The organism is Streptomyces sp. NPDC004435 (assembly GCF_042873895.1).
Classification (GTDB): Bacteria; Actinomycetota; Actinomycetes; order Streptomycetales; family Streptomycetaceae; genus Streptomyces.
The window spans coordinates 104,159-128,297 of sequence record NZ_JBIAMB010000002.1 but is presented as its reverse complement, the minus strand read 5'-3'; the positions used below and the strand labels follow the sequence as shown (position 1 = coordinate 128,297).

The following is a 24,139-nucleotide window of genomic DNA, read 5'->3' as shown; positions in this document are numbered from 1 at the left end:
GTCCTCAGTGTCGCAGGGCCTGGGCGATCTCCGCGGTCGTCGCCCCGCCGAGCGTCCGATTGCTGCGTGTCGTACCGGACTTGGAGGTTCCGGCTCCGACGCCGTCGATGGTGAGGACGACCGTGTCGAGGAGGTTCCCGCCGCCGTCCCGGAAGATCACCATGACCGTGTAGTCGGCGGTCTTGTCCTTGGGGTTGGTGGCCGTGATCGTGGCGATCGTGCGGTCGCCGTCGACGGAGGTGGGTCCGGCCTTCACGTCGCCGGCGGCGTTCACGCCGTCCTTGATCTCGTCCATCTTCTGCTGCGCGGCCGAGGCGACGGCGGCGGTCGCCGAGGAGACGATGTCGCCGGCGGTCTCCTTGGCGGCGTCGCAGCCGGTCGTCGCGCCGGTGACGGCGAGGGCGAGGGTGAGGGTGAGAGCGAGGGCGGCCGGTCGCCGTCTCCGTGGCCGGCCCGGTGCTCCTCGTGCCCCTCGTTCCCGTGGTCGTGGGGTCATCGCCGGTCAGTACCGTTCGCCGGGGCCGTACGCGTCGTCCGTGGCGAGGGCCCAGATCACGAAGATCGAGATGGCCATGGAGAAGAGCGCCCACCACGGCTGGTAGGGCAGGAAGAGGAACTGCGAGAGGAGGTTCAGGGACGCCAGGCAGATACCGGCGACCCGGCCCCACTCGGCGCCCTTGAGGATCCCGTAGCCGGCGATCGCGACGACGATGCCGATGATCAGGTGGATCCAGCCCCAGGTGGTGAGGTTGAACTTGAAGACGTAGTCGCCGACGCGGGTGTAGATGTCGTCCTCGGCGATCCCGGCGATGCCCTGGAAGACGTCCATGATGCCGGTGACCAGCATGAGGACACCCGCGAAGAGCGTGCCGCCGGAGGCCCACGCCCCGGAGGTGCTCGACGTGCCCGACGGGCGGGAACGGGGGGCGGAGTCCGGGCGCGGAGGTGTGCTGTTCTGGCTCATGGCCCCATCGTGGGAGTAATCGGATGATTTCGACCTTCTGGTTGGTCCGGACGGGTGATCGCCTTTCCCTTGCCTCTCTTATTCTGGATGTGTAAGGTCCAGGATTATGAGGATGAACGAAGGCGTGGAATGGGCGCTCCACAGCTGCCTCAACCTGGCCTGGATCGGGCCCGGCCGGGCGGTCACCGCCGCGCGGCTCGCCGCCTACCACGAGCTGCCCGCCGCCTATCTCAACAAGCAGCTCCAGGCCCTCGTCCGGGCCGGCATCCTCAGCTCCGTCTCCGGCCCCAAGGGCGGCTTCCGGCTCGCGCGCGGCCTCGACCGGATCACCCTCATGGATGTCGTCACCGCCGTGGAAGGCCCCGAAGAAGCCTTCCGCTGCACGGAGATCCGCCGGCAGGGGCCCGGGGCGGGTCCCGCGGGCGGGTACGCCGCAGAGTGCGCCATCGCCGGCGCGATGGGCCGCGCCGAACTGGCCTGGCGCCGCGAACTCGCCGCCCAGACCCTGGACGGGGTCCGCGCACGCGCCGAGGAACAGGCGCCGGACGCTCCGGAGCGGATCCGGCGGTGGTTCGCGAACGTGGGGTGACGGGGCCTGTGCGTCGCGCTCCACCCGCTCATTCTGGATATTGAACGTCGAGAAATACCGAGAAGTGCCCCTCTGTCGCTCGTCTGTGGAAGGAACGATCCGTCATGGCTGATCAGCGCACCCTCACCAACCCGCCCACCCTCCACGACCCCACCCCCTTCGGCTACAGCCACGCCGCCTCCGCCCCCGGGGAGCTCGTCTTCGTCGGCGGGCAGTACGCCTCCGACGTCACCGGCGCGCCCGTCCCCGGCGACTTCGCCGACCAGGTCGCGCGCTCCCTCACCAACCTGCGGCACGCCCTCGAAGGCGTCGGGCTCGGCTTCGAGCACGTCGTGCGGCTCGGCTCGTACGTCGTCGACCACGACCTCGGCAAGCTGGAGGTGCTGGGGAAGGCGCTGCACGAGGCGTTCGGGGAGCGGCTGCCGGCGCAGACCCTCAGCGGGGTCGCCTCGCTGGCGCTGCCGGGCATGCTGTTCGAGATCGACGCGGTGGCGGTGCGGCCCGCGTCCTGATCCACTTGCGGCGGGCGGGTGGCGGGTGTGCCCTGGAGGGTGCAGCGGGGGGACGACACGAAGGAGCCTCCGCCATGGCCGCACACGCAGCGGTACCCGCCCGGCGCCACGTGAACCTGCACGGCGCCGTCCTGCCCGCCGTCATCGGCATCGCCTACGGCCTCTACACCTCGACCGTCTCGCGGCACGGCGGAGCGCTGACCTGGGGCCAGCTCTGGCTCGGGATCGTCTCCGCGGTCCTCCTCGGCGGAGGCGTGTACGCGCTCCGCACCTACGGCCACAGGCTGCGGCGCGAGCTGCGCGCGCCGGCGTGGGGCGCGCTCGTCGGCGGTGCGACCGGGTTCCTCTTCAGCCTGTCGGGAGCGAGCGTGCTGTCGTCGAGCGGGCTGGGGCTGGCCATGGGCGCGGCGGTCACGGCGGGGATGTTCTACCTCTACTACACGCACGAGGACGCGGCCGGGCGTCCGGCGCCGTACTGATACCGCCTCCACCTCCGCGCTGCCCGTGCGGTGACGGACGTGCTGTGACGGACGTGCCGTGCCTGCGGCGGCGCCTGCCCGTGACGCGGGCGGCTCCCGCCGCGCGGGTGCGGTGCGGCGGGGCGCGGGGGAGACTGGGGAGGGTTCGAGGGAGGCGGCATGAGCGAGGGCGCGGCCATCGAGACCGAAGGTCTCGTCAAGACGTTCGGGAAGAACAGGGCCGTCGACGGCGTCGACCTCCGCGTCCCGGCCGGCACCGTCTACGGCCTGCTCGGACCCAACGGCGCCGGAAAGACCACCGCCGTGAAGATGCTCGCCACCCTCCTCCGCCCCGATGCCGGCAGCGCCCGCGTCTTCGGGCACGACGTCGTCGCGGAGGCCGACACCGTCCGGGGCCGCGTCAGCCTCACCGGCCAATACGCCTCCGTCGACGAGGACCTGACCGGCAGCGAGAACCTGGTCCTCCTCGCCCGGCTCCTCGGGCACGGCCGGCCCGAGGCCCGCGACCGGGCCGAGCAGCTGCTCGGCGCGTTCGGGCTCGCGGAGGCGGCGGACCGGCAGGTCAAGAACTACTCGGGCGGCATGCGGCGCCGTATCGACATCGCCGCGTCCATCCTCAACACCCCCGACCTGCTCTTCCTCGACGAGCCGACCACCGGCCTCGACCCGCGCAGCCGCAATCAGGTGTGGGACATCGTGCGGGCCGTCGTCGCCCAGGGCACGACCGTCCTCCTCACCACCCAGTACCTCGACGAGGCCGACCAGCTCGCCTCCCGGATCGCCGTCATCGACCACGGCAAGGTGATCGCGGAGGGCACCAAGGGCGAGCTGAAGGCGTCGGTGGGCTCGGGCTCCGTCCACGTACGGCTCCGGGACGCGGAGCAGCGGCCGGAAGCCGAACGGGTCCTCACCACCGCCCTCAAGGCATCCGTCCAGCTCGACCCCGACCCGGTCGCCCTCACCGCGACCGTCAACGGCCACGGCACCGACCTCGGTGCCGCCGAACAGGCCGCCCGCGCCCTCGCCGAACTGGCCCGCGCCGGGATCACCGTCGACAACTTCGCCCTCGGCCAGCCGAGTCTGGACGAGGTCTTCCTCGCCCTCACCGACCGGAAGGGGCCGGCCGCATGAGTACCGGCACCACCTCGACCGACACGACCGACACGACCGGCACTGGAACGACCGACATCGCGGCCACCGGCACCGAGTTCGCCGCGCCGCGCGTCGACGAACTCGCCGCCCTGCTCGTCGGGAAGAGCCGGCCACCGCGGCCCAGCGCGCTCTCCGCGTCGCTCACCTTCGGCTGGCGGGCCATGCTGAAGATCAAGCACGTGCCGGAGCAGCTGTTCGACGTGACCGCGTTCCCGATCATGATGGTGCTGATGTACACGTACCTCTTCGGAGGCGCGCTGGCCGGGTCGGTCACGGAGTACATCCAGTTCCTGCTGCCCGGCATCCTCGTGATGTCCGTCGTCATGATCACGATGTACACGGGCATCTCGGTCAACACCGACATCGAGAAGGGCGTCTTCGACCGCTTCCGCACCCTGCCGATCTGGCGGCCCGCCCCGATGGTCGGCTACCTCCTCGGCGACGTCGTGCGCTATGTGATCGCCTCCGCCGTGATGCTGAGCGTCGGCCTTCTCATCGGCTACCGCCCGGACGGCGGGATCGTGGGCGTGCTGCTCGGGGTGGCACTGCTGCTGGTCTTCTCGTTCGCGTTCTCGTGGATCTGGACCATGTTCGGGCTGCTGCTGCGCAGCGAGAAGTCCGTCATGGGCGTCAGCATGATGGTGATCTTCCCGCTGACCTTCCTCTCCAACGTCTTCGTCGACCCGAAGACCATGCCGGGCTGGCTCCAGGCCTTCGTGAACAACAGCCCGGTGACCCACCTGGCGACGGCGGTACGGGAGTTGATGGCCGGCAACTGGCCCGCGGCGGACATCGCCTGGTCGCTGGGGTGGTCGGCGGTCTTCGTGGCCGTGTTCGGCGCGGTGACCATGCGGCTCTACAACCGCAAGTGAGGGAGAGCCCGGCGGGCCGGGAGGAGAAGCCGAGGCGGTGACGGGGCCGCGCGCGATCGGGGCCACGGCCTCGGCCGTGGCCGTGGCCGAGGATGGCCCCATGCGTGCTCCTGCCGATCCACCCGAAGCCCGTCCGGTCTCGCGAGGCGAGTACCCCTTGTGGGACGCGGCCCTCGCGGTCCTCAATGAGGACCTGGCCGCGACCCTGCCCGAGCAGGGACCGCTGCGACTGCTGGCCGAGCCCCCCTGCGAGGCGGGCGAGCCGGAGCGCGTCCACGTCGCCCTGGACGACGGCGAGTGGCACGGCGGTCATCTGTACCCGGAAGCGCCCGAGGACTCCGCCCAGGCCCTGGCGATCGTCGCCGACGCCGCCCAGGAGACCGTCGCCGAGTGCCTGTGGCGGGCGTGGCCCCTGTGTGCCGAACACGACCTGGGCATGCACGCGCGCGACGTGGAGGGGCTGCTCTCCTGGTGGTGCGCCGGGAGCCCGTCGGGGGGCGGGCCGGGCCACATCCGTGCGGCCGTGGGCGCGCTCGACGGTCTCCGAGGGCCGTGATGGGGGAGGGGGAATCCGTTGGCTGTCGGTCCCCCCGCGCGTCACCGGTTCCTGGGGGCCTTCTGCTGGACCGCCCAGCGGTTGCCGTCCGGGTCCGTGAAGTACACGAACGAGCCCCAGGGCTGGTCGTCGATCTCGCCGACGTCGATGCCGCGGCCGGTCAGTTCGGCGTGGGCCCGCTCGATGTCGTCCACGCAGACCTGCATGTTGTCGAGGGAACCGGGGGGCATCTGCGTGATCCCCTTCCCGAAGGCGATCGAGCAGGCCGACCCGGGCGGGGTCATCTGCACGAAGCGGATGTCCTCGCTGACGGTCACGTCGTGGTCGGCGTGGAAGCCGACCTGCTCGTAGAAGGTCTTGGCGCGGTCGACGTCGGTGACGGGGACGCCGATCAGTTCGAGTTTGATGTCCATGGTGCCCATGAGGGCATCCTCGGTCGGGGCGGAGCCCGCCGCACGGCGGAGCGGGCGCGGGAGTGACCGCCGGGGCCCCGCCCCCGCCCCGGGTGCGCGGGTGCGGTGCCGGCGCGCGCGTACACGCGTACGCGCCCGCGCTCGGTCCGAGCACGGGCGCGCAGCGGGGCCGGCCGGCCCGGGCGCGGCCCCTCCGGAGCCAGCGGTCCCCCGGAGCCAGCGGCCCTCCGGACCCAGCGCCCCCCGGCGCTACGCGGCCTCGTGGGCGCGGACGACCACCACCGGGCAGGGGGCGTGCTGGGTGACGTTGGTGGAGACCGAGCCCAGGACGGCCGCCTTGAAGCCGCTGTAGCCCCGGTCCCCGACCACCAGCAGCTCCGCGCCCGCCGCCTGGTCCACCAGCGCCTGCGCCGCGTTGCCGCCGACGACCGTGCGGGTGGTCGCGGCCGCCTGCTCCGGCGTGAGGGCCTGCTCCAGGGACTGGTCGAGGATCTGCTTGGCGAGCCGTTCCGGGTCGAACTCGGGCGGCACGCCCGGCATCAGCGTCGCCCAGGACGCCGGGTACTCCCAGCTGATCACCGCGTGGAGCGTGTCCCCGGTGAGGGCGGCCTGGGCCGCCGCCCACTTCAGCGCCTTCAGGGACGGTTCCGAGCCGTCCACGCCCACCACGATCCTGCCGCCGGCCATCGCCGACCTCCGTCCGTCGTCGGGAACTACCTCCCACAACCTAACAAACCGGTCAATCGAGCCGAAGGTCGGCCAGTTGCTTCTCGAAGGGGACGAAGACGTCCTCCTCCGCCCGGTCCTTCCGGTCGGCCGCCGCGGCGACCAGCTCCGCGAACTCCTCGCCCGCCCGGGTGATCCGGTGCGGCAGGCCCTCGGTGTACTCGTCGCCGCCGCTGCCCCAGTCCTCGGAGGCGGCGTACACGGCGGTCGGGGCGACCCGGGCCCGCAGGTAGGCGAAGAGGGGGCGCAGGGCGTGGTCGAGGACGAGGGAGTGGCGGGCGGTGCCGCCGGTCGCGCCGAGGAGGACCGGCGTACCGGTGAGGGCGGCCGGGTCGATCAGGTCGAAGAAGGACTTGAACAGGCCGCTGTAGGAGGCGGTGAAGACGGGCGTCACCGCGATGACGCCGTCCGCGCCGGTCACCGCGTCGATCGCCTTGCCCAGCGCCTCCGACGGGAAGCCGGTGACGAGGTGCTTCGCGATGTCCACGGCGAGGTCCCGCACCTCGACGACCTCGACGTCGACCGCGTACTCCTGCTCGGCGAGCCGGTAGCGGGCGGCCTGGACGAGCCGGTCGGCGAGGAGCCGGGTGGAGGAGGGGCTGCTGAGGCCGGCCGAGACGGCGACCAGCTTGAGCGTACGCACGGCGGTCACGCCTCCTTCTTCTGCGAGACGGCGGGGTGGAGCGGGGCGGTGGCGGGGACGCCGGCGGGGCGGAGGTTCGCGAACTCCTTGCGGAGGACGGGGACGACCTCCTCGCCGAGGATGTCGAGCTGTTCCAGGACCGTCTTGAGCGGCAGCCCGGCGTGGTCGACGAGGAAGAGCTGGCGCTGGTAGTCGCCGACGTACTCGCGGAAGGAGAGGGTCCGCTCGATGACCTCCTGCGGGGAGCCGACGGTCAGCGGGGTCTGGCTGCTGAACTCCTCCAGGGAGGGGCCGTGGCCGTAGACCGGCGCGTTGTCGAAGTACGGGCGGAACTCCCGTACCGCGTCCTGCGAGTTCTTCCGTATGAAGACCTGGCCGCCGAGGCCGACGATCGCCTGCTCCTCCGTGCCGTGCCCGTAGTGCGCGTACCGCTGCCGGTAGAGCCGGACCATCTTCTCGGTGTGCTGCTTGGGCCAGAAGATGTGGTTGGCGAAGAAGCCGTCGCCGTAGTACGCGGCCTGCTCGGCGATCTCCGGCGAGCGGATGGAGCCGTGCCAGACGAACGGCGGGACGCCGTCGAGCGGGCGCGGGGTGGACGTGAAGCCCTGGAGCGCGGTGCGGAACTTGCCCTCCCAGTCGACCACGTCCTCCCTCCACAGCTTGTGGAGGAGCGCGTAGTTCTCGATGGCGAGCGGGATGCCCTGGCGGATGTCCTGACCGAACCACGGGTAGACCGGCCCGGTGTTGCCCCGGCCCATCATCAGGTCCACCCGCCCGTCGGCGAGGTGCTGGAGGGTGGCGTAGTCCTCGGCGATCTTCACCGGGTCGTTGGTGGTGATGAGCGTCGTGGACGTGGAGAGGACCAGGTTCTCCGTGCGGGCCGCGATGTGGCCGAGGAGGGTGGTCGGGGAGGACGGGACGAACGGCGGGTTGTGGTGCTCGCCGGTCGCGAAGACGTCGAGCCCGACCTCCTCCGCCTTGAGCGCGATGGCGACCGTGTTCTTGATGCGCTCGTGCTCGGAGGGGGTGCGGCCGGTGGTGGGGTCGGTCGTCACGTCGCCGACGGTGAAGATCCCGAACTGCATCGTGGTCACCTCTCGCGTTCCTCGGTAGTGGTTGAAGCTTAAACTATCCCGTCCAACGATGCCAGCCACCTCCCTATTCCGCGCTCCTGGGCCGCGCTGCCGGGCCCTGTTCCGGACCCTGCCGCCCCGCGCTCCCGGGCCCTCGTTCCGGACCCTCCCGCCCCGCGTTCCGTGCCCGTCGCCGTCGTACCCTGGGCCCCATGACCGAGAAGGCGCACGACAGCGAGAGCTGGAAGGAGCGGGGCGTGATGCTCCGCGTCTTCGTGTACGTCTTCGCCACCCACGCCTTCGCCGGCTTCGTCTGGATCCTCTTCTACGTCGGACAGAACGCCCAGAAGTGACGACCCAGCCCCCGAGGCCCCGCCCTGACGTGGGCCCCGTCCTGACGTGAGCGCCTCCCTGACGTGAGCGCCGCCACACGCCGCCGACCTGCGGCCCTCACGTAGAGTCCCGGACGTGAACGCCGCGAACGCCCCCCTCGACGCCGCGCACGCCCCGGACACCCCCCTGGCGGTCGTCGGCATCGGCGCGGACGGCTGGGACGGGCTCCCCGAGGGCTCCCGCCGGGTCCTGCGCGCCGCCGACGTGCTGCTCGGCGGCCCCCGACAGCTGGACCTCCTCCCCGGGGACGCCTGCCCGGGCGAGCGGATCGCCTGGCCGTCCCCGCTCCGCCCCGCCGTCCCCGGTCTGCTCGCCGCCCACGCGGGCCGCGCGATCGCCGTGCTCGCCAGCGGCGACCCGTCCTTCTACGGCATCGCCCGCACCCTCGCCGAGACCGCCGGCCCGGACCGCCTCGACGTCCGCCCGCACCCCTCCTCCGTCTCGTACGCCTGCGCCCGCCTCGGCTGGCCGCTGGAGGCCGTCGACACGCTCTCGCTCGTCGCCCGGCCGCTCGACGCGCTCCGCGCCGCCCTCCACCCCGGGCGCCGGCTCCTCCTCCTCGGCGAGGGCCCCGAGACCCCCGCCCGGGTCGCGGCGCTGCTCCGCGAGGCCGGGTGGGGCGGCACCAGGATCCGGGTCCTCGAACAGCTCGGCGGCCCCGCCGAACGACTCCTCGACGCCACCGCCGCCGACTGGCCGCACGAGCGCACCGACGCCCTCCACGTCCTCGCCCTCGACTGCGTCCGCGACCCCGGCACCCTCCGGCTCGGCACCACGCCCGGCCTCCCCGACGAGGCGTACGAGCACGACGGGCAGCTCACCAAGCGGTACGTCCGCGCCGCCACGCTCGCCGCCCTCGCCCCCGCCCCCGGAGAACTCCTCTGGGACGTCGGCGGCGGCTCCGGCTCCATCGGCGTCGAGTGGATGCGGGCCCACCGCGACTGCCGGGCGATCGCCGTCGAGAAGTCCCCCGAGCGGGCCGCGCGGATCACCCGCAACGCCGCCGCCCTCGGCGTACCGGCCCTGCGCGTGGTCACCGGCCCGGCCCCCGCCGCCCTCGCCGGCCTGCCCGTCCCCGACGCCGTCTTCATCGGCGGCGGGCTCACCGCCCCCGGCCTGATCGACGCCTGCTGGGACGCGCTGCCCGCGGGCGGCCGGCTCGTCGCCAACACCGTGACGCTCGAATCCGAGGCCCTGCTCGCCGACCGCTACCGCCGCCACGGCGGCGAACTGGTCCGGCTCGCCGTCTCCGCCGCCGTGCCCGTCGGCGGCTTCACCGGCTGGCGTACGGCGATGCCCGTGACCCAGTGGTCCGTAACGAAAGGTTCTGAAGAGGGATGACCGTCTACTTCATCGGAGCGGGCCCCGGCGCCGCCGACCTCATCACCGTGCGCGGCGCCCGCACCCTCGCGGCCTGCGGGGTCTGCCTCTACGCCGGCTCCCTCGTCCCGCGTGAACTGCTCGCCGAGTGCCCGCCCGGCGCGAGGCTCGTCGACACGGCGCGGATGGACCTGGACGGCATCGTCGCGGAGATCGCCGCCGCCCACGAGGCCGGCCAGGACGTCGCCCGCCTCCACTCCGGCGACCCGTCCGTCTTCAGCGCCATGGCCGAGCAGATGCGACGGCTCGACGCGGCCGGCATCCCCTACGAGGTCGTGCCCGGCGTCCCGGCCTTCGCCGCCGCGGCCGCCGCCCTCAAGCGGGAACTCACCGTCCCCACGGTCGGCCAGACCGTCATCCTCACCCGCATCGCCCAGCAGGCCACCCCCATGCCGGAGGGCGAGGACCTCGCCACCCTCGGCCGCAGCGGCGCCCTGCTCGTCCTCCACCTCGGCGCCCGCTACGCCGACCGGATCGTCTCCGAGCTCGTCCCCCACTACGGCGCCGACTGCCCCGCCGCCGTCGTTGCCATGGCCAGCCGCCCCGACGAGCTCGTCCTGCGCGGCACCCTCGCGGACATCGCCGGCCAGGTGAAGGAGGCCGGCATCACCAGGACCGCCGTGATCATCGTCGGCCGCACCCTCGCCGCCTCCGAGTTCCGCGACAGCCACCTCTACGACCCGGCCCGCGACCGCCACACCTGCTGACGCGCGGGCCCGCGACCGCCACCTCTACGACCCGGCCCGCGACCGTCACACCCGCCGACGCACCGGAGGCCGGACCCGTCCGGCCCGGCCTCCGTCGTCGTCACGGCTCAGGCGTTGGGCCGCTTGCCGTGGTTCGCCTTCTTCTTCTTGCGAGCCCGCTTCTTGTTGCCGCGCTTCGCCATCGGACTCCCTCTCTCGCGGGGTTGCGTCGTGGCCAGCGTAGGTTCGGGGGCGGTGCCCCGCATGTCGGCGCGACCCCCTTCAATGGAACCCATGACCGTCTACGACACGGCCCGGGCACTGCCGGGCATCGAGGAACTGCGCGACCACTCCCGGGGCCTCGCAATGCTGGACGCCGTGCTGAGCCCCGCCTGGGAGGGCCGGTACTACTCCTTCGACGCGCACTGGTCCGACACCGAGCAGCTGGCGTCGATGAAGGACGGCCAGGGCGGCGAGTACACGATCGTCCTCTCCCCGGCGGGGGCCTTCGCCCGCGTCTTCGACCACGAGTCGCCGCTGAGCCCGTACGGGCCGCTCGCGGACGGCGCGACCTGGCCCGGGGTCCTCGACGGCGTCCCGGACGCCTTCTCCGAGTACCTGACCGAGCCCGCCTTCCTCGACGAGGACGACGTCCACGTCACCACCGCCTGCCTGTGGCGCGAGCCCGCCGACACCGCCTGGCACACCGGCCAGGTCGCCTTCCCCGATCTGGACGACCACCCGGACCCGGACGGCTCCGGCCGCCTCCTCCACCTCCTCCTGGACCGCACCCCCGAGGCGTACGCCACCTGGGCCGCCGAGTACTACGAGACCGACGTCCCGCTCGAAGCCGTCCGCCACGTCCTCGCCCTGCGCCCGCTGACCCCGGAGGTCGTGACGGCCCTCAACCCGGCGGCGACCCTCACGGACCTCGCCGAGGACATCGCGGAGATCGGCTTCCCGCCGCCCCGCCCCTGACGGGAACCCGCCCGTGACGGAGGTGCCGCGTGTTGCCCCCGGGACGGTCGCGCGCGGGGATAATCGGAGGCATGGCACACGAGACGGCGACCGTCTCCGAGGTACGGCGCGAACGGTACGCACGACGGCTCCCCACCGACCTGTCCGCACTGCGCGGACCCGGGCACGGGTCGGTCCGGCTTCCCCTGCACCTGGCCTGGTCCGGGCTGACCGAGTACGACCTCGACCGGCCCCGGCTGCGGATGAGCTGCTACCGCACCGTCCTCGCCGAGGGCGGCCACGACGACCTCGTCCGGCACCTCAACCGGGACCTCCTCGTCGAGCTGTGGCCCGTCCTGCGCACCCTCGTCAGCAAGGACCTGCGCGTCGTCTGGGAGGACGCCTTCCACGAGCTGGCACCGGTGGCCGTCGCCGGGCGCGCGGGGTGAACCTCACCGAGCTGCACCGCCGCCTCCTCGACGACGTCCTCGCGGCGGGCACCGAGTACCCGCTCGTCCTGACCGGCGGCTACGCCGTGCAGGCGCACGGCCTGGTCGACCGGCTGAGCCGGGACCTCGACGTCGCCACCGAGAACCCCCGGCCGATGCCGGAGATCGCCGCCCACCTGCGGGCCGCGCTGGAGGCCGGCGGCTGGCTGGTGCGGACCCTGGAGACCGACCCGCTCACCGCCCGGCTGATCGTCACCGACCCGGCCACCGGCGAGGAGTGCGAGGTCGACGTCCTCAAGGAAGTGCTGTGCGGCCCTCCCGAACGGCGCGACTTCGGACTGCTGCTGTCCCTGCGGGACGTGGTCGGCACGAAGGTCCGCGCCCTCGCGGACCGGGGCATGGCCCGGGACCTCGTCGACGTCCGAGCGGCGGCCGACCGCTGGAGCCACGAGGAACTGGAGGAACTGGGCAGGCAGCACGCCCGGGACGCCTTCGACCTGGAGGAACTCCAGACGAAGCTCGCCGGCGCGGAGTGGATCGACGACGACGAGTTCACCGCGCACGGCCTCGACGAGCACCGGATCCGGGACCTGCGCGCCTGGGCCCAGCGCTGGGCCGACGACATCGGCGAACGCCTCCTCGAAGGCACCCCGCCACAGGACGACCCCTGACCGTGCCCGCCCCGGCGCGCGACGCCACCCGGCTAGGCCCCCGCTCCGGCGTGTGACGCCGCCCGGCTCGGCCCGCCCCCGGTCCGGCGCCGGAACGCCGCCCGCTCAGCCGCGCGCCGCCGCCCACTCCGGCGCCAGCACCGACATCACCGTCGCGTCCACCCGCTCCCCCTCCCACAGCAGGGCCCCGCGCAGCACGCCCTCCGGCGTGAAGCCGGCCTTCTCGTAGGCGCGGCGGGCGCGCGGGTTGAAGGCGTACACCTCCAGCCACACCCGGTACAGCCCCAGCCCCTCGAAGGCGTGCCCGACGATCAGCCGCGTCGCCTCCGTCCCGAGCCCCCGGCCGAAGGCGGCCGGGACGAAGGCGATCCGGAAGGCGCAGCTCTCGTTGTCGGGGTCCCACTCGTTGAGCACGGCCTCCCCGACCACCCGCCCCGTCGCCCGTTCCACCACGGCGAGGTCCAGCCGGTCGTCGGTCCCGCCCCGCGAGCCGTACCACTCCCGCAGCGCGGGCTCGTCGAAGGAGCGGTGGCTGCCGGTCAGCCGGGCGACCTCCGCGTCCTCGAAGAACGGCAGCAGCGCGGGCACGTCGTCCTCCGTGACGGGACGGAGCGTGACGAGGTCACCGGTCAGCGTGGGCTTGTTCGAGAAGTCGGCCATCCCTGGATTCTCGGCGGGGCGGTCCCGGCTGTCGCCCGGTTTACGCCGCCGGCCCCTTCGGGGAGGAGCGGCCCACCACGGCGCCCGCGCGGTCGATGGCGATGACGTCGACCGTCACGGGGGCGCCGCGCAGGACGGCGAGGGCCTCGTCGCGGGCGCGGGCGGCGACCCGGTCGCCGAGGGGGACGCCCGCCGCCTCGCAGAGCCGGAGGGCGGCCAGGCCCGTGTTGGCGGCGGCGATCTCCGCCACGAGGGCCGGGTCCGCGCCCGCCTCGCGGGCCAGTTCGGCGAGGAAGCCCTTGTCGACCTGGGAGCGGGCCGAGTGGAGGTCCAGGTGGCCGGCGGCGAGCTTGGAGAGCTTGGCGAAGCCGCCGCAGACCGTCAGGCGGTCGACCGGGTGGCGGCGGACGTACTTGAGGACCGCGCCCGCGAAATCGCCCATGTCGAGGAGGGCGATCTCCGGGAGGTCGTAGAGCCCGGTGACCGTGCGTTCGGAGGTGGAGCCCGTGCAGCCGGCGACGTGGGTGAGGCCGCCGGCGCGGGCCACGTCCACGCCCCGGCGGATGGAGTCGATCCAGGCCGAGCAGGAGTACGGGACGACGACGCCGGTCGTGCCGAGGATCGACAGGCCGCCGAGGATGCCGATGCGGGGGTTCCAGGTGGAGCGGGCGATCTCGGCGCCGTGGTCGACGGAGATCGTGATCTCGACGTCCCCGGGGGCGCCGTGCGCCGCCGCGACCTCCGCCACGTGCTCGCGCATCAGCCGGCGCGGCACCGGGTTGATCGCCGGCTCGCCGACCTCCAGCGGCAGACCGGGGAGGGTGACCGTGCCGACGCCCTCGCCCGCGCGGAACACGACGCCGGAACCGGGCGGCAGGAGCCGTACCGTCGAGCGGATCACCGCGCCGTGCGTGACGTCCGGGTCGTCGCCCGCGTCCTTCACCACGGCGGCCATCGCCGAGCCACCGCCCAGCGACTCCGCCGTCAGGGCGAAGGCCGGCGTCTGGCCCTTGGGCAGGGTGATCGTCACCGGGTCCGGGAAGTCGCCGGTGAGCAGGGCGGTGTACGCGGCGGTCGTCGCGGCCGTCGCACAGGCACCGGTCGTCCAGCCGGGCCGCAGACCGGTGTGCTTGAGTTGGGCCTCGCGCCCGCCGCCGGTACTCACGAAGGGGCTCCTGTGCACGTGCTCATTCTCGGAGGGACGACCGAGGCCCGCGCCCTGGCCGGGCTGCTCCATCCCGGTACGAGGGTGACCAGCTCGCTCGCGGGGCGGGTGGCGGAGCCCCGGCTGCCGGCCGGCGAGGTCCGGATCGGCGGGTTCGGCGGGCCGGACGGGCTCGCGGCGTGGCTGCGCGAGCACGCCGTGGACGCGGTCATCGACGCCACCCATCCCTTCGCCGAGCGGATCAGCTTCAACGCGGCCCGGGCGGCCGCCACCGCCCATGTTCCCCTGCTGGCGCTGCGCCGTCCCGGCTGGGTCCCGGGGCCGGGCGACGACTGGCGTGACGTGGGCTCCCTGGAGGAGGCGGCCCGCGCTCTGGACGGCTTCGGGCGGGTGTTCCTCACCACCGGCCGGCTGGGGCTCGCGGTCTTCGCGGAGCGCCCCGAGTGGTTCCTGGTGCGGTCGGTGGACGCGCCGGACGCGCCGATGCCCGCACGGACCGAAGTCCTCCTGGATCGGGGGCCGTTCACCCTCGGCGGCGAGCGCGAGCTGATCGCCCGGCACCGGATCGACGTCCTGGTGACGAAGGACTCCGGTGGCGCCGCGACCGCCCCGAAGCTCAGCGCCGCCCGCGAGGCCGGCATCCCCGTGGTCGTCGTCCGCCGGCCGCCCGTCCCGGAGGGCGTACCCACGGTGGCGACCCCGGAGGAGGCGGTGGCCTGGGTGGCCGAGCGGCACGGCCGATAGCTCCGCCGCGGCAGGCCGGACAGCCACCGGCGAGGCAGGCCGCACAGCCTCCGCCGCGACAGGTCGCCTCGCCCGGCGTTCAATGGAAGGCGTGGCTACCGTTCGCTGGCTTGTCGCGGCGGGGCTGGCGGCGCTCCTCGGAGCGACCGCGCCGACCCCGGGCCCGACTCCCACGCCTCCGCCGAACCAGCCCCCGCCCGAGCTCGACACCGCCGACGTGCGGCGGGCCGTCGACCGGCTGGACGGGGTGGTCGAGGCGGCCATGGAGCGCACCGGGGTGCCGGGCGTGGCCGTCGCCGTCGTCCACGACGGGAAGGTGCTGCACCTGAAGGGGTACGGGGTGCGGAAGGAGGGCGAGAGCGCCGCCGTCGACGCCGACACCGTCTTCCAGCTGGCCTCCGTCTCCAAGCCGATCGCCTCCACCGTCGTCGCCGGCGCCGTCGGCGTCGAGGGCTGGTCGCAGCCGGTCGCGCCGCACGTGCCGGGCTTCCGCCTCAAGGACCCGTGGGTCACCGGGCACGTGACCGTCGCGGACCTCTTCTCGCACCGCAGCGGGCTTCCGGACCACGCCGGCGACCTGCTCGAAGACCTCGGCTACGACCGCGAGTACATCCTCTCCCACCTGCGGTACGAGCCCCTGGCGCCGTTCCGCGCCAGCTACGCGTACACCAACTTCGGCCTGACGGCGGCCGCGCAGGCCGTCGCCGACGAGAAGGGCGTGCCGTGGGAGAAGCTCGCCGAGGACGTCCTCTACGAGCCGGCCGGCATGGACGCGACCAGCTCCCGCTTCGAGGACTTCGCGAAGGCGGAGGACCGGGCCTGGGGCCATGTGAAGGACGGCGACACGTGGAAGGCGGAGTTCGTCCGGGACCCGGACGCGCAGTCCCCGGCCGGCGGGGTCAGCTCCACCGCCCGCGACATGGCGGTCTGGCTGCGGCTCCAGCTCGCGAACGGCGAGCTCGACGGCGAGCGGATCATCGCCGCCGACGCCCTGGAGCGCACCCACTGGCCCGAGGCGGTCTCGAACCCGCCGAGCGCCCCGGCCGCCCGCACCGGCTTCTACGGCCTCGGCTGGAACGTGAACTACGACGACGCCGGCCGGCTCCGGCTCTCCCACACGGGCGCCTTCGCGGAGGGCGCGCACACCAACGTGACGATGCTGCCCGGCGAGCGGCTCGGCATCGTCGTCCTCACCAACGCCGCGCCGGTCGGCGTCGCCGACGCCGTCGCGCTCGACTTCTTCGACATCGCGGAGACCGGCGACATCACCCGGGACTGGATTCCGCTGGTCGACGCGATCTACCAGCAGCAGGAGGACGAGGGCCGCTCGGACACCGACTACGCCCGCCCGCCGTCCGGCGCCGCGCCCGCGCGGGACGCGGACGCCTACACGGGCACGTACCGCAGTGACTACTACGGCGCCGCGCGGGTGGTGGAGGAGGACGGCGGCCTGGTCCTCCGCCTGGGGCCGGAGCCCCAGTCGTACCGCCTCACCCACTACGACGGCGACGTCTTCAGCTTCGAGACGCGCGGCGAGAACGCCGTCGGCCGCACCGGCGTCACCTTCGCCGCGGACGGGAAGTCCCTCACCGTCGAGTACCTGGACGGCGAAGGACTCGGCACCTTCACCCGCGGCTAGCGCCTTCACCCGCGGCTAGCGCCTTCACCCGCCGGCGACGGCGCCTTCACCCGTGGGCGGCGCCGTCACCCGCGGCGGCGGCGCCCGTCAGCCGTACCGCCGCCTCGTCAGCCGCACCGCCGCCCCGTCAGCCGTACCGGCGCGGTGTCCACGCGATCGTGCGGCCGTCGCCGCGTTCGACCGCTCTCGTCTGCGAGGAGCCGATGAGCAGCAGGGTCCGCATGTCGACCTCGGAGGGCTCCAGGGTCTTCAGGGTGACCACGCGCACCGACTGCTCCGCGCCGCCGACGTCGCGGGCGACGACGACCGGGGTGTCGGGGGAGCGGAGCTCCAGGAGGAGGTCGCGGGCGGCGGCCACCTGGTGGGTGCGGGACCGGGAGCCGGGGTTGTAGAGGGCGAGGACGAGGTCGGCCTCGGCGGCGGCGCGGAGGCGGGCCGCGATCACCTCCCAGGGCTTGAGCCGGTCGGAGAGCGAGATCGTCGCGTAGTCGTGGCCGAGGGGCGCGCCGGCCGCCGCGGCGGCGGCGTTGGCGGCGGTCACCCCGGGGAGGACCCGTACGGGGACGTCCGCGTACTCCGGCTCGCAGGCGACCTCCAGGACGGCGGTGGCCATGGCGAAGACGCCGGGGTCGCCGCCGGAGACGACCGCGACCTTGTGGCCGCGCCGGGCCAGGTCGAGGGCGAACTCGGCCCGCTCGGACTCGACCTTGTTGTCGGAGCCGTGCCGGATCTGGCCGGGGCGGAGGACCGGGACCCGGTCGAGGTAGGTGGTGTAGCCGACGAGCACGTCGGCGTTGACGAGCGCGCCGCGCGACTCGGGGGTCAGCCAGGGCGCGCCGGCCGGTCCGGTGCCGACGACGGTGACCTCGCCCCGCTCGCGGACCGGGTTCTCGCGGTCGACGCGGGAGGGGAGGACGGCGACGGAGAAGTAGGGGACGGACTCCGGGTCGACGTCGGCGAGGCGCTCGGTCCGCTCGCCCGCCATGAAAGCCCGCTCCACGTACCGGGCGTCGTCGAGACGGCCCGCCCGCTCCAGGGCGCGCCGTACGGCGGGGAAGGTGCGGCCGAGCTTCATGACGACGGCCGAGTCCGTGCCGGCGAGGCGGGCCGTCAGCTCGTCCTCGGGGAGGGTGCCGGGGACGATCGTCAGGACCTCCTCGGCCTCGCACAGCGGCTCGCCGAGGCGGGCGGCGGCGGCGCTGACGGAGGTGACGCCGGGGATGACGGTGGTGTCGTAGCGGTGCGCGAGCCGCTTGTGCATGTGCTGGTAGGAGCCGTAGAAGAGCGGGTCGCCCTCGGCGAGGACGGCGACCGTGCGGCCCGCGTCGAGGTGGGCGGCGAGCCGGGCCGCGGCCTCCTCGTAGAAGTCGTCGAGGGCGCCCCGGTAGCCGCCGGGGTGGTCGGTGGTCTCGACGGTGAGCGGGTACATCAGCCGCTCCTCGACGTGGTCCTCGCGCAGGTGGGGCGCGGCGATGGAGCGCGCTATCGAGCGCCCGTGCCGGGCCGAGTGGTAGGCGACGACGTCGGCCGCGGCGATGGCCTTCACGGCGGCGAGGGTGAGGAGGTCGGGGTCGCCGGGGCCGAGGCCGACCCCGTACAGCTTGCCCTTCACTGCGTTCACTGCTGGATCTCCGGTTCGTGCGCGAGGGCGTTGAGGGCGGCGGCGGTGATGGCGCTGCCGCCGCGCCGGCCGCGGACCACGAGGTGGTCGAGGCCGAGGTCGTTGGCGGCGAGGGCGTCCTTGGACTCGGCGGCGCCGATGAAGCCGACGGGGATGCCGAGGACGGCGGCGGGCTTCGGCGCGCCCTTCGCGATCATCTCCAGGAGGTGGAAGAGGGCGGTGGGGGCGTTGCCGATGGCGACGACGGAGCCTTCGAGGCGGTCGCGCCAGAGTTCGAGGGCGGCGGCGGAGCGGGTGGTGCCCAGCTCGGCGGCGAGCGCGGGGACGGCCGGGTCGGACAGCGCGCAGAGCACCTCGTTGTCGGCGGGCAGCCGCTTGCGGGTGACGCCGGAGGCGACCATCTGGGCGTCGCAGAGGATGGGGGCGCCGGCCTGGAGGGCGGCGCGGGCGCGGGAGACGACCCCGGGGGAGTAGGCGACGTCCCGGACGAGGTCGGTCATGCCGCAGGCGTGGATCATGCGGACGACGACGGTGGCGACGTCGGCGGGCAGGGCGGCGAGGTCCGCCTCGGCGCGGATCGTGGCGAAGGAGCGGCGGTAGATCTCGGCGCCGTCTTTCTCGTACTCGTACATCCTCAGCTCTCATTCGATCTCGTGCGGGCCGCCGCGACGGCCTGGGCCAGGGCGGTACGGGGGACGGGGGTGCCGTCCAGCAGATAGGTGTCGGAGTCCCGGGCCGTGACCTCGATCCGCAGGCCGTGCGGGTGTCCGCAGCGGCGCTCGCAGCCGGAGTAGTGCACGGGCAGCGGCCCGCCGGGCGCGCGCGCCGCCTCCGCCCGCACGTCGGCGAGGGACTTGGCGCAGCCGGGCGTCCCGGTGCAGGCGGTGACGCCGGTGCCCGGGTCGGTGGGATCGGTGATCAGGCCGAGGGCGCCGAGCGCGGCGAGCCGGCCGGATACCGCCGGCGGGGCGGCCAGGACCACGACCACCCCGCGCCACGGGGTGAGCCGCACCTCGGCCGCGCCCTCGCCGAGCGCCCGCAGCCGGGCGGCGGTCAGCCGGCCGAGGGGGGCGAGGACGTGCAGGGCGTGGTCACCGAGCGGGCCGGGTGCGGGCGGCGGCGCCGTCGGGGGAGTGAAGGGGGGTACGGGCTCCGCGGTGATCCCCGCGCGGGCCAGGGCGCCGGCCCAGTCCGGGAGGTGCCCGGGCGGGAGCTCGCGCGGGCGCCACGCGCCGGTGCCGGCCGCGTCGGCGGCGTCGAGGAAGGCGAGGGCGCAGGCGAGCGCGGCGGGCACGGCGTCGGCGGCGGGCAGCCGGAAGGTCCGGGAGCCGGCCGTGAGGAGCGCGGCGCCGTCCGGTGCTGCGACCAAGGTCACATCGCCGCCGAGGCCGGTGACGTCGCCGCGTCCGTCGTCGAGGACGAAGAGGAAGCGGCCGGAGAGGGCCGCCGCGCGGGGCTCCGCGCAGAGCGCCGCGTCCAGGGCCCGGGCCCACAACTGCACGTCGGCGTGGCCGAGTCCGTCGAGTCCGGCGGCGGGGGAGGCGACGATGTTCCGGACCCGCTCGTGGGTGGGGGAGGGCAGCAGTCCCGCCTCGTCGAGGAGCGCGGCGAGCCGGCCGCCGCAGTCCTCGGTCAGCCCGCGCAGCTCGGCGTTGCCGCGGGAGGTGACGGAGAGGCCGCCGTCACCGAGCTCCTCGGCCGCGCCGGCCAGGACCGTGAGCTGATGCCTCGTCAACCGCCCGGCGGGGAGCCGGAGTCGGGCGAGGAAACCGTCGGCGGCGGCGTGCAGCCGGAGCGCCCCCGGGCACGCGTCGCCTCGGTCCCGTATGCGAAGTTCGCCCGCTTCGGGCGGACTGGGTGGGGTCGGCGGCATGGCGGCGAGCATACCCACGCGAGAACGGGCCGCCACCGAGTGTGATCCGGCCGACTTCCCGGCCCCCTCCGGCTCCCGGAGACCACGATCTACTATGCAGAGCGGCATGGGGTCCCAGGACCCCGGGGAGGAAGCCCGGTGAGAATCCGGCGCGGTCCCGCCACTGTGAGCCCGAGCCGGCGACGGCCCGGGTGAGTCAGGAACTCCCCCGCCGTCCATACGACCACCCGGGGCGCGGACAACCCCGAGGAAGGGCCTGAGCCTCGCCATGCTCCTGCTGCTGTCGCACTCCGACACCGACCTGCTCAGCGCCCGGGCGGCGAACGCCGCCGCGCCCGAGGGCCCGGTCGCGTACCGCTTCGCCAACCCCTCCCGGCTCCCGCTCGGCGACCTCCCCGGTCTCCTCGACGGCGCCGAGCTGGTCGTCGTCCGCCTCCTCGGCGGCGTCCGCTCCTGGCAGGAGGGCCTCGACGCGGTCCTCGCCACCGGAAAGCCGGTCGTCGTCCTCAGCGGCGAACAGGCCCCCGACGCCCAGCTGATGGCCGCCTCCACCGTGCCGATCGGCGTCGCCACCGAGGCCCACGCCTACCTCGCCCACGGCGGCCCCGCCAACCTGGAGCAGCTGGCCCGCTTCCTCTCCGACACCGTGCTCCTCACCGGCCACGGCTTCGAGGCCCCGGCCGCCGCCCCCACCTGGGGCCCGCTGGAGCGCGCCGCGAAGGACGTGACCGGCCCGACGATCGCCGTGCTCTACTACCGCGCCCACCACATGAGCGGGAACACCGCCTTCGTCGGCGCCCTCTGCGACGCGATCGAGGACGCCGGGGCCCGCCCCCTCCCGCTGTACGTGGCCTCCCTGCGCGCCCCCGAGGAGGAGCTGCTCGCCGTCCTGCGCGGCGCCGACGCCGTCGTCACCACCGTCCTCGCCGCCGGCGGCACCAAGCCGGCCGCCGCCCAGGCCGGCGGCGACGAGGAGGCGTGGGACGCGGGCGCGCTCGCCTCGCTCGACGTGCCGGTGCTCCAGGCGCTGTGCCTCACCGGCTCCCGCTCCGCCTGGGAGGAGAACGACGAGGGCCTGTCGCCGCTCGACGCGGCCAGCCAGGTCGCCGTCCCCGAGTTCGACGGCCGCCTCATCACCGTCCCCTTCTCCTTCAAGGAGATCGACGCCGACGGCCTGCCCGCCTACGTCGCCGACGCCGAGCGGGCCGCCCGCGTGGCCGGCATCGCCGTCCGCCACGCCCGCCTGCGGCACATCCCGAACGCCGAGAAGAAGCTCGCGCTCGTCCTCTCCGCGTACCCGACCAAGCACTCCCGCATCGGCAACGCCGTCGGCCTCGACACCCCCGCCTCCGCCGTCGCCCTGCTGCGCCGGCTGATCGCCGAGGGGTACGACTTCGGCCCCGAGGCCGAGCTGCCCGGCCTCGTCTCCGGCGACGGCGACGAGCTGATCTACGCCCTGATCGAGGCCGGCGGCCACGACCAGGAGTGGCTCACCGAGGAGCAGCTGGCGAAGAACCCGGTCCGCATCCCGGCCGCCGACTACAAGCGCTGGTACGCCGAACTCCCCGCCGAGCTGCGCGAGCAGGTCGAGGAGCACTGGGGACCGGCCCCCGGCGAGATGTTCCTCGACCGGTCCCGGAACCCGGAGGGCGACATCGTCCTCGCCGCGCTCCGCCGCGGGAACCTCCTCGTCCTCATCCAGCCGCCGCGCGGCTTCGGCGAGAACCCGATCGCGATCTACCACGACCCGGACCTCCCGCCGTCCCACCACTACCTCGCCGCCTACCGCTGGATCGCGGCCCGCGCGGAGGACGGCGGCTTCGGCGCCGACGCCATGGTCCACCTCGGCAAGCACGGCAACCTGGAGTGGCTGCCCGGCAAGAACGCCGGCCTCTCCGCCGCCTGCGGCCCCGACGCGGCCCTCGGCGACCTGCCGCTCGTCTACCCGTTCCTCGTCAACGACCCGGGCGAGGGCACCCAGGCCAAGCGGCGCGTCCACGCCACCCTCGTCGACCACCTCGTGCCGCCGATGGCCCGCGCCGACTCGTACGGGGACATCGCGCGCCTGGAGCAGCTGCTCGACGAGTACGCGCAGATCTCCTCCATGGACCCGGCGAAGCTGCCCGCGATCCGCGCCCAGATCTGGACCCTGATCCAGGCCGCCAAGCTCGACCACGACCTCGGCATGGCGGAGCGGCCCGACGACGACGGCTTCGACGACTTCCTGCTGCACGTCGACGGCTGGCTGTGCGAGGTCAAGGACGCCCAGATCCGCGACGGCCTGCACGTCCTCGGCGGCGCCCCGGAGGGCGAGGCCCGGGTCAACCTGGTCCTCTCCATCCTGCGCGCCCGCCAGATCTGGGGCGGCACGCAGGCCCTGCCCGGCCTGCGCGAGGCCCTCGGCCTGGACGAGTCCGCCGCGACCCGGACCACCGCCGACGAGGCGGAGGCGAAGGCCCGCGAGCTGGTCGAGGCGATGGAGGCCGCCGGCTGGTCCCTGGACGCGGTCCCGGCGGTCGCCGGCGACCACGGCCCTGAGGTCCAGGCCGTGCTCCGCTTCGCCTGCGAGCAGGTCGTGCCGCGCCTCGCCGCCACCACCGACGAGCTGGGCCACGCCGTGCACGCCCTGAACGGCGGCTTCGTCCCGGCCGGCCCGTCCGGCTCCCCGCTGCGCGGCCTGGTCAACGTGCTGCCGACCGGCCGGAACTTCTACTCCGTCGACCCGAAGGCCGTGCCGTCCCGGCTCGCCTGGGAGACCGGCCAGGCGCTCGCCGACTCCCTCCTGGAGCGGTACCGCACCGACAACGGCGAGTGGCCCACCTCGGTCGGCCTCTCCCTGTGGGGCACCAGCGCCATGCGCACCGCCGGCGACGACGTCGCCGAGGCGCTGGCCCTGCTCGGCGTCCGCCCGCTGTGGGACGAGGCGTCCCGCCGCGTCAACGGCCTGGAGCCGATCCCCCTGGAGGAGCTGGGCCGCCCGCGCATCGACGTCACCCTGCGCATCTCCGGCTTCTTCCGGGACGCGTTCCCGCACGTCATCGGCCTCCTCGACGACGCCGTCCGGCTGGTCGCGGGGCTCGACGAGCCCGCCGAGTCCAACCACGTCCGCGCCCACGCCCAGGCCGACCTGGCCGAGCACGGCGACGAGCGCCGGGCCACCACCCGCATCTTCGGCTCCCGGCCCGGCACCTACGGCGCCGGCATCCTCCAGCTGATCGACTCCCGGGACTGGCGCACCGACGCCGACCTCGCCGAGGTGTACACGGTGTGGGGCGGGTACGCGTACGGCCGCGGGCTCGAAGGCCGCCCGGCGCGCGACGAGATGGAGACCGCGTACAAGCGGATCGCGGTGGCGGCGAAGAACACCGACACCCGCGAGCACGACATCGCCGACTCGGACGACTACTTCCAGTACCACGGCGGCATGGTGGCGACCGTCCGCGCGCTGCGCGGCACCGCCCCCGAGGCGTACATCGGCGACTCGACCCGCCCGGAGACCGTCCGCACCCGGACCCTGGTGGAGGAGACCTCCCGGGTCTTCCGCGCCCGGGTGGTCAACCCGCGCTGGATCGAGGCGATGCGCCGCCACGGCTACAAGGGCGCCTTCGAGCTGGCCGCGACCGTCGACTACCTCTTCGGCTACGACGCCACGACCGGCGTCGTCGCCGACTGGATGTACGACAAGCTCACCCAGGAGTACGTCCTCGACGAGACGAACCAGGCCTTCCTCAAGGAGGCCAACCCCTGGGCCCTGCACGGCATCGCGGAGCGCCTCCTGGAGGCCGAGTCGCGCGGCATGTGGGAGAAGCCGGACCCGGAGACCCTGGCCGCCCTGCGCCAGGTGTTCCTGGAGACGGAGGGCGACCTCGAAGGCGCCGGGGACGACGAGTAGTTCGCCCCTCGCCCCGGTCGCCCCGACCAC

General features: G+C 74.1%; 27 protein-coding genes and 1 riboswitch. Of the genes, 15 read left to right on the top strand and 12 right to left on the bottom strand.

Annotation, left to right across the window (positions count from 1 at the left end; all coding sequences use genetic code 11):
* Positions 1-4 precede the first annotated feature (4 nt).
* Together ACFYT9_RS03800 and ACFYT9_RS03795 are read right to left on the bottom strand one after the other, a co-directional pair.
* Positions 5-496, bottom strand: coding sequence for a hypothetical protein (locus ACFYT9_RS03800; RefSeq protein ID WP_389160745.1), 492 nt, complete (start codon positions 494-496; stop codon positions 5-7).
* A gap of 6 nt (positions 497-502) precedes the next feature.
* Positions 503-964, bottom strand: coding sequence for a hypothetical protein (locus ACFYT9_RS03795; protein WP_376595346.1), 462 nt, complete (start codon positions 962-964; stop codon positions 503-505).
* A 112-nt stretch (positions 965-1,076) separates the two neighbouring features.
* Here ACFYT9_RS03795 and ACFYT9_RS03790 point away from each other — a divergent pair, with 112 nt between their 5' ends.
* From ACFYT9_RS03790 to ACFYT9_RS03765, 6 genes are all read left to right on the top strand, one after another.
* Positions 1,077-1,553 carry an RrF2 family transcriptional regulator gene (locus ACFYT9_RS03790; RefSeq protein ID WP_389160743.1) on the top strand — a complete coding sequence of 159 codons (477 nt, stop codon included), beginning with the start codon at positions 1,077-1,079 and terminating at the stop codon, positions 1,551-1,553.
* A gap of 104 nt (positions 1,554-1,657) precedes the next feature.
* Complete coding sequence (locus tag ACFYT9_RS03785) at positions 1,658-2,065, top strand: RidA family protein (RefSeq protein ID WP_389160741.1); 408 nt, start codon at positions 1,658-1,660, stop codon at positions 2,063-2,065.
* Between the two features lie 74 nt (positions 2,066-2,139).
* On the top strand, positions 2,140-2,544 hold the full coding sequence (locus ACFYT9_RS03780; protein ID WP_389160739.1) for a hypothetical protein: 405 nt from the start codon (positions 2,140-2,142) through the stop codon (positions 2,542-2,544).
* A gap of 159 nt (positions 2,545-2,703) precedes the next feature.
* Positions 2,704-3,675 carry an ATP-binding cassette domain-containing protein gene (locus ACFYT9_RS03775; RefSeq protein ID WP_376595342.1) on the top strand — a complete coding sequence of 324 codons (972 nt, stop codon included), beginning with the start codon at positions 2,704-2,706 and terminating at the stop codon, positions 3,673-3,675.
* The gene (locus tag ACFYT9_RS03770) at positions 3,672-4,568 is read left to right on the top strand and encodes an ABC transporter permease (protein WP_389160737.1); all 897 of its coding nucleotides are present in this window, start codon (positions 3,672-3,674) and stop codon (positions 4,566-4,568) included. The genes ACFYT9_RS03775 and ACFYT9_RS03770 overlap by 4 nt, the downstream gene beginning before the upstream one ends.
* Positions 4,569-4,668: 100 nt before the next feature.
* Entirely contained in the window at positions 4,669-5,124 is a 456-nt protein-coding gene (locus ACFYT9_RS03765; protein ID WP_389160735.1) for a hypothetical protein, read from the top strand.
* 41 nt (positions 5,125-5,165) lie between these two features.
* On the opposite strand, the gene ACFYT9_RS03760 is transcribed toward ACFYT9_RS03765, so the two are convergent.
* The 4 genes from ACFYT9_RS03760 to ACFYT9_RS03745 form a co-directional block, all read right to left on the bottom strand.
* Entirely contained in the window at positions 5,166-5,537 is a 372-nt protein-coding gene (locus ACFYT9_RS03760) for a VOC family protein (RefSeq protein ID WP_387273657.1), read from the bottom strand.
* Positions 5,538-5,786: 249 nt separating this feature from the next.
* On the bottom strand, positions 5,787-6,224 hold the full coding sequence (locus ACFYT9_RS03755) for a universal stress protein (protein ID WP_376595339.1): 438 nt from the start codon (positions 6,222-6,224) through the stop codon (positions 5,787-5,789).
* Positions 6,225-6,276: 52 nt separating this feature from the next.
* Entirely contained in the window at positions 6,277-6,906 is a 630-nt protein-coding gene (locus ACFYT9_RS03750; RefSeq protein ID WP_389161094.1) for an FMN reductase, read from the bottom strand.
* Positions 6,907-6,911: 5 nt separating this feature from the next.
* The gene (locus ACFYT9_RS03745) at positions 6,912-7,991 is read right to left on the bottom strand and encodes an LLM class flavin-dependent oxidoreductase (RefSeq protein WP_387273655.1); all 1,080 of its coding nucleotides are present in this window, start codon (positions 7,989-7,991) and stop codon (positions 6,912-6,914) included.
* Between the two features lie 200 nt (positions 7,992-8,191).
* On the opposite strand from ACFYT9_RS03745, the gene ACFYT9_RS03740 reads away from it, so the two are divergent.
* The 3 genes from ACFYT9_RS03740 to cobM all read left to right on the top strand — a co-directional run bounded on the left by ACFYT9_RS03740 (position 8,192) and on the right by cobM (position 10,459).
* Positions 8,192-8,332, top strand: coding sequence for a DUF6126 family protein (locus tag ACFYT9_RS03740; protein WP_376595337.1), 141 nt, complete (start codon positions 8,192-8,194; stop codon positions 8,330-8,332).
* Positions 8,333-8,447: 115 nt separating this feature from the next.
* Positions 8,448-9,713, top strand: a complete 1,266-nt coding sequence (gene cbiE / locus ACFYT9_RS03735; RefSeq protein WP_387273629.1) for a precorrin-6y C5,15-methyltransferase (decarboxylating) subunit CbiE — start codon at positions 8,448-8,450, stop codon at positions 9,711-9,713.
* Positions 9,710-10,459, top strand: a complete 750-nt coding sequence (gene cobM / locus ACFYT9_RS03730; protein ID WP_389160733.1) for a precorrin-4 C(11)-methyltransferase — start codon at positions 9,710-9,712, stop codon at positions 10,457-10,459. Before cbiE ends, cobM begins: the two co-directional genes overlap by 4 nt.
* A 107-nt stretch (positions 10,460-10,566) precedes the next feature.
* On the opposite strand, the gene ACFYT9_RS03725 is transcribed toward cobM, so the two are convergent.
* A complete protein-coding gene (locus tag ACFYT9_RS03725) occupies positions 10,567-10,641 on the bottom strand; it encodes a 50S ribosomal protein bL37 (protein WP_099895366.1) in 75 nt (24 codons plus the stop codon).
* A gap of 91 nt (positions 10,642-10,732) precedes the next feature.
* On the opposite strand from ACFYT9_RS03725, the gene ACFYT9_RS03720 reads away from it, so the two are divergent.
* From ACFYT9_RS03720 to ACFYT9_RS03710, 3 genes are all read left to right on the top strand, one after another.
* A complete protein-coding gene (locus tag ACFYT9_RS03720; RefSeq protein WP_389160731.1) occupies positions 10,733-11,416 on the top strand; it encodes a hypothetical protein in 684 nt (227 codons plus the stop codon).
* A 71-nt stretch (positions 11,417-11,487) separates the two neighbouring features.
* Complete coding sequence (locus tag ACFYT9_RS03715; RefSeq protein WP_043227430.1) at positions 11,488-11,844, top strand: hypothetical protein; 357 nt, start codon at positions 11,488-11,490, stop codon at positions 11,842-11,844.
* Positions 11,841-12,515, top strand: a complete 675-nt coding sequence (locus tag ACFYT9_RS03710; RefSeq protein WP_376595334.1) for a nucleotidyl transferase AbiEii/AbiGii toxin family protein — start codon at positions 11,841-11,843, stop codon at positions 12,513-12,515. The genes ACFYT9_RS03715 and ACFYT9_RS03710 overlap by 4 nt, the downstream gene beginning before the upstream one ends.
* A gap of 105 nt (positions 12,516-12,620) precedes the next feature.
* On the opposite strand, the gene ACFYT9_RS03705 is transcribed toward ACFYT9_RS03710, so the two are convergent.
* Together ACFYT9_RS03705 and ACFYT9_RS03700 are read right to left on the bottom strand one after the other, a co-directional pair.
* On the bottom strand, positions 12,621-13,175 hold the full coding sequence (locus ACFYT9_RS03705; protein ID WP_389160729.1) for a GNAT family N-acetyltransferase: 555 nt from the start codon (positions 13,173-13,175) through the stop codon (positions 12,621-12,623).
* Positions 13,176-13,215: 40 nt separating this feature from the next.
* Complete coding sequence (locus tag ACFYT9_RS03700; protein ID WP_389160728.1) at positions 13,216-14,340, bottom strand: cobalt-precorrin-5B (C(1))-methyltransferase; 1,125 nt, start codon at positions 14,338-14,340, stop codon at positions 13,216-13,218.
* A 12-nt stretch (positions 14,341-14,352) separates the two neighbouring features.
* Between ACFYT9_RS03700 and ACFYT9_RS03695 the strand changes: the two genes are divergently transcribed.
* Together ACFYT9_RS03695 and ACFYT9_RS03690 are read left to right on the top strand one after the other, a co-directional pair.
* Positions 14,353-15,084 carry a cobalt-precorrin-6A reductase gene (locus ACFYT9_RS03695; RefSeq protein ID WP_389160726.1) on the top strand — a complete coding sequence of 244 codons (732 nt, stop codon included), beginning with the start codon at positions 14,353-14,355 and terminating at the stop codon, positions 15,082-15,084.
* An 82-nt stretch (positions 15,085-15,166) separates the two neighbouring features.
* Positions 15,167-16,723, top strand: a complete 1,557-nt coding sequence (locus tag ACFYT9_RS03690; protein ID WP_389160724.1) for a serine hydrolase — start codon at positions 15,167-15,169, stop codon at positions 16,721-16,723.
* Between the two features lie 127 nt (positions 16,724-16,850).
* Here the strand turns inward: ACFYT9_RS03690 and ACFYT9_RS03685 are convergent, their stop codons facing one another.
* The 3 genes from ACFYT9_RS03685 to ACFYT9_RS03675 are packed head-to-tail and all read right to left on the bottom strand — an operon-like array spanning position 16,851 to position 20,229.
* Positions 16,851-18,335, bottom strand: a complete 1,485-nt coding sequence (locus ACFYT9_RS03685) for a precorrin-2 C(20)-methyltransferase (RefSeq protein ID WP_389161092.1) — start codon at positions 18,333-18,335, stop codon at positions 16,851-16,853.
* Between the two features lie 5 nt (positions 18,336-18,340).
* On the bottom strand, positions 18,341-18,976 hold the full coding sequence (locus tag ACFYT9_RS03680; protein WP_376595329.1) for a precorrin-8X methylmutase: 636 nt from the start codon (positions 18,974-18,976) through the stop codon (positions 18,341-18,343).
* A 2-nt stretch (positions 18,977-18,978) separates the two neighbouring features.
* Positions 18,979-20,229, bottom strand: a complete 1,251-nt coding sequence (locus tag ACFYT9_RS03675) for a cobalamin biosynthesis protein CobG (RefSeq protein ID WP_389161090.1) — start codon at positions 20,227-20,229, stop codon at positions 18,979-18,981.
* A gap of 79 nt (positions 20,230-20,308) precedes the next feature.
* A riboswitch (cobalamin riboswitch) is annotated at positions 20,309-20,444 on the top strand.
* Between the two features lie 41 nt (positions 20,445-20,485).
* Between ACFYT9_RS03675 and cobN the strand changes: the two genes are divergently transcribed.
* The gene (cobN, locus tag ACFYT9_RS03670) at positions 20,486-24,109 is read left to right on the top strand and encodes a cobaltochelatase subunit CobN (RefSeq protein ID WP_389160722.1); all 3,624 of its coding nucleotides are present in this window, start codon (positions 20,486-20,488) and stop codon (positions 24,107-24,109) included.
* Positions 24,110-24,139 lie beyond the last annotated feature (30 nt).

Bases quoted from the DNA above. Each gene is read 5' to 3' on its own strand.
- ACFYT9_RS03800 (WP_389160745.1), bottom strand. From the start codon at position 496: ATGACCCCACGACCACGGGAACGAGGGGCACGAGGAGCACCGGGCCGG.
- ACFYT9_RS03795 (WP_376595346.1), bottom strand. From the start codon at position 964: ATGAGCCAGAACAGCACACCTCCGCGCCCGGACTCCGCCCCCCGTTCC.
- ACFYT9_RS03790 (WP_389160743.1), top strand. From the start codon at position 1,077: ATGAACGAAGGCGTGGAATGGGCGCTCCACAGCTGCCTCAACCTGGCC.
- ACFYT9_RS03785 (WP_389160741.1), top strand. From the start codon at position 1,658: ATGGCTGATCAGCGCACCCTCACCAACCCGCCCACCCTCCACGACCCC.
- ACFYT9_RS03780 (WP_389160739.1), top strand. From the start codon at position 2,140: ATGGCCGCACACGCAGCGGTACCCGCCCGGCGCCACGTGAACCTGCAC.
- ACFYT9_RS03775 (WP_376595342.1), top strand. From the start codon at position 2,704: ATGAGCGAGGGCGCGGCCATCGAGACCGAAGGTCTCGTCAAGACGTTC.
- ACFYT9_RS03770 (WP_389160737.1), top strand. From the start codon at position 3,672: ATGAGTACCGGCACCACCTCGACCGACACGACCGACACGACCGGCACT.
- ACFYT9_RS03765 (WP_389160735.1), top strand. From the start codon at position 4,669: ATGCGTGCTCCTGCCGATCCACCCGAAGCCCGTCCGGTCTCGCGAGGC.
- ACFYT9_RS03760 (WP_387273657.1), bottom strand. From the start codon at position 5,537: ATGGACATCAAACTCGAACTGATCGGCGTCCCCGTCACCGACGTCGAC.
- ACFYT9_RS03755 (WP_376595339.1), bottom strand. From the start codon at position 6,224: ATGGCCGGCGGCAGGATCGTGGTGGGCGTGGACGGCTCGGAACCGTCC.
- ACFYT9_RS03745 (WP_387273655.1), bottom strand. From the start codon at position 7,991: ATGCAGTTCGGGATCTTCACCGTCGGCGACGTGACGACCGACCCCACC.
- ACFYT9_RS03740 (WP_376595337.1), top strand. From the start codon at position 8,192: ATGACCGAGAAGGCGCACGACAGCGAGAGCTGGAAGGAGCGGGGCGTG.
- cobM (WP_389160733.1), top strand. From the start codon at position 9,710: ATGACCGTCTACTTCATCGGAGCGGGCCCCGGCGCCGCCGACCTCATC.
- ACFYT9_RS03720 (WP_389160731.1), top strand. From the start codon at position 10,733: ATGACCGTCTACGACACGGCCCGGGCACTGCCGGGCATCGAGGAACTG.
- ACFYT9_RS03715 (WP_043227430.1), top strand. From the start codon at position 11,488: ATGGCACACGAGACGGCGACCGTCTCCGAGGTACGGCGCGAACGGTAC.
- ACFYT9_RS03705 (WP_389160729.1), bottom strand. From the start codon at position 13,175: ATGGCCGACTTCTCGAACAAGCCCACGCTGACCGGTGACCTCGTCACG.
- ACFYT9_RS03690 (WP_389160724.1), top strand. From the start codon at position 15,167: ATGGAAGGCGTGGCTACCGTTCGCTGGCTTGTCGCGGCGGGGCTGGCG.
- ACFYT9_RS03680 (WP_376595329.1), bottom strand. From the start codon at position 18,976: ATGTACGAGTACGAGAAAGACGGCGCCGAGATCTACCGCCGCTCCTTC.
- ACFYT9_RS03675 (WP_389161090.1), bottom strand. From the start codon at position 20,229: ATGCTCGCCGCCATGCCGCCGACCCCACCCAGTCCGCCCGAAGCGGGC.
- cobN (WP_389160722.1), top strand. From the start codon at position 20,486: ATGCTCCTGCTGCTGTCGCACTCCGACACCGACCTGCTCAGCGCCCGG.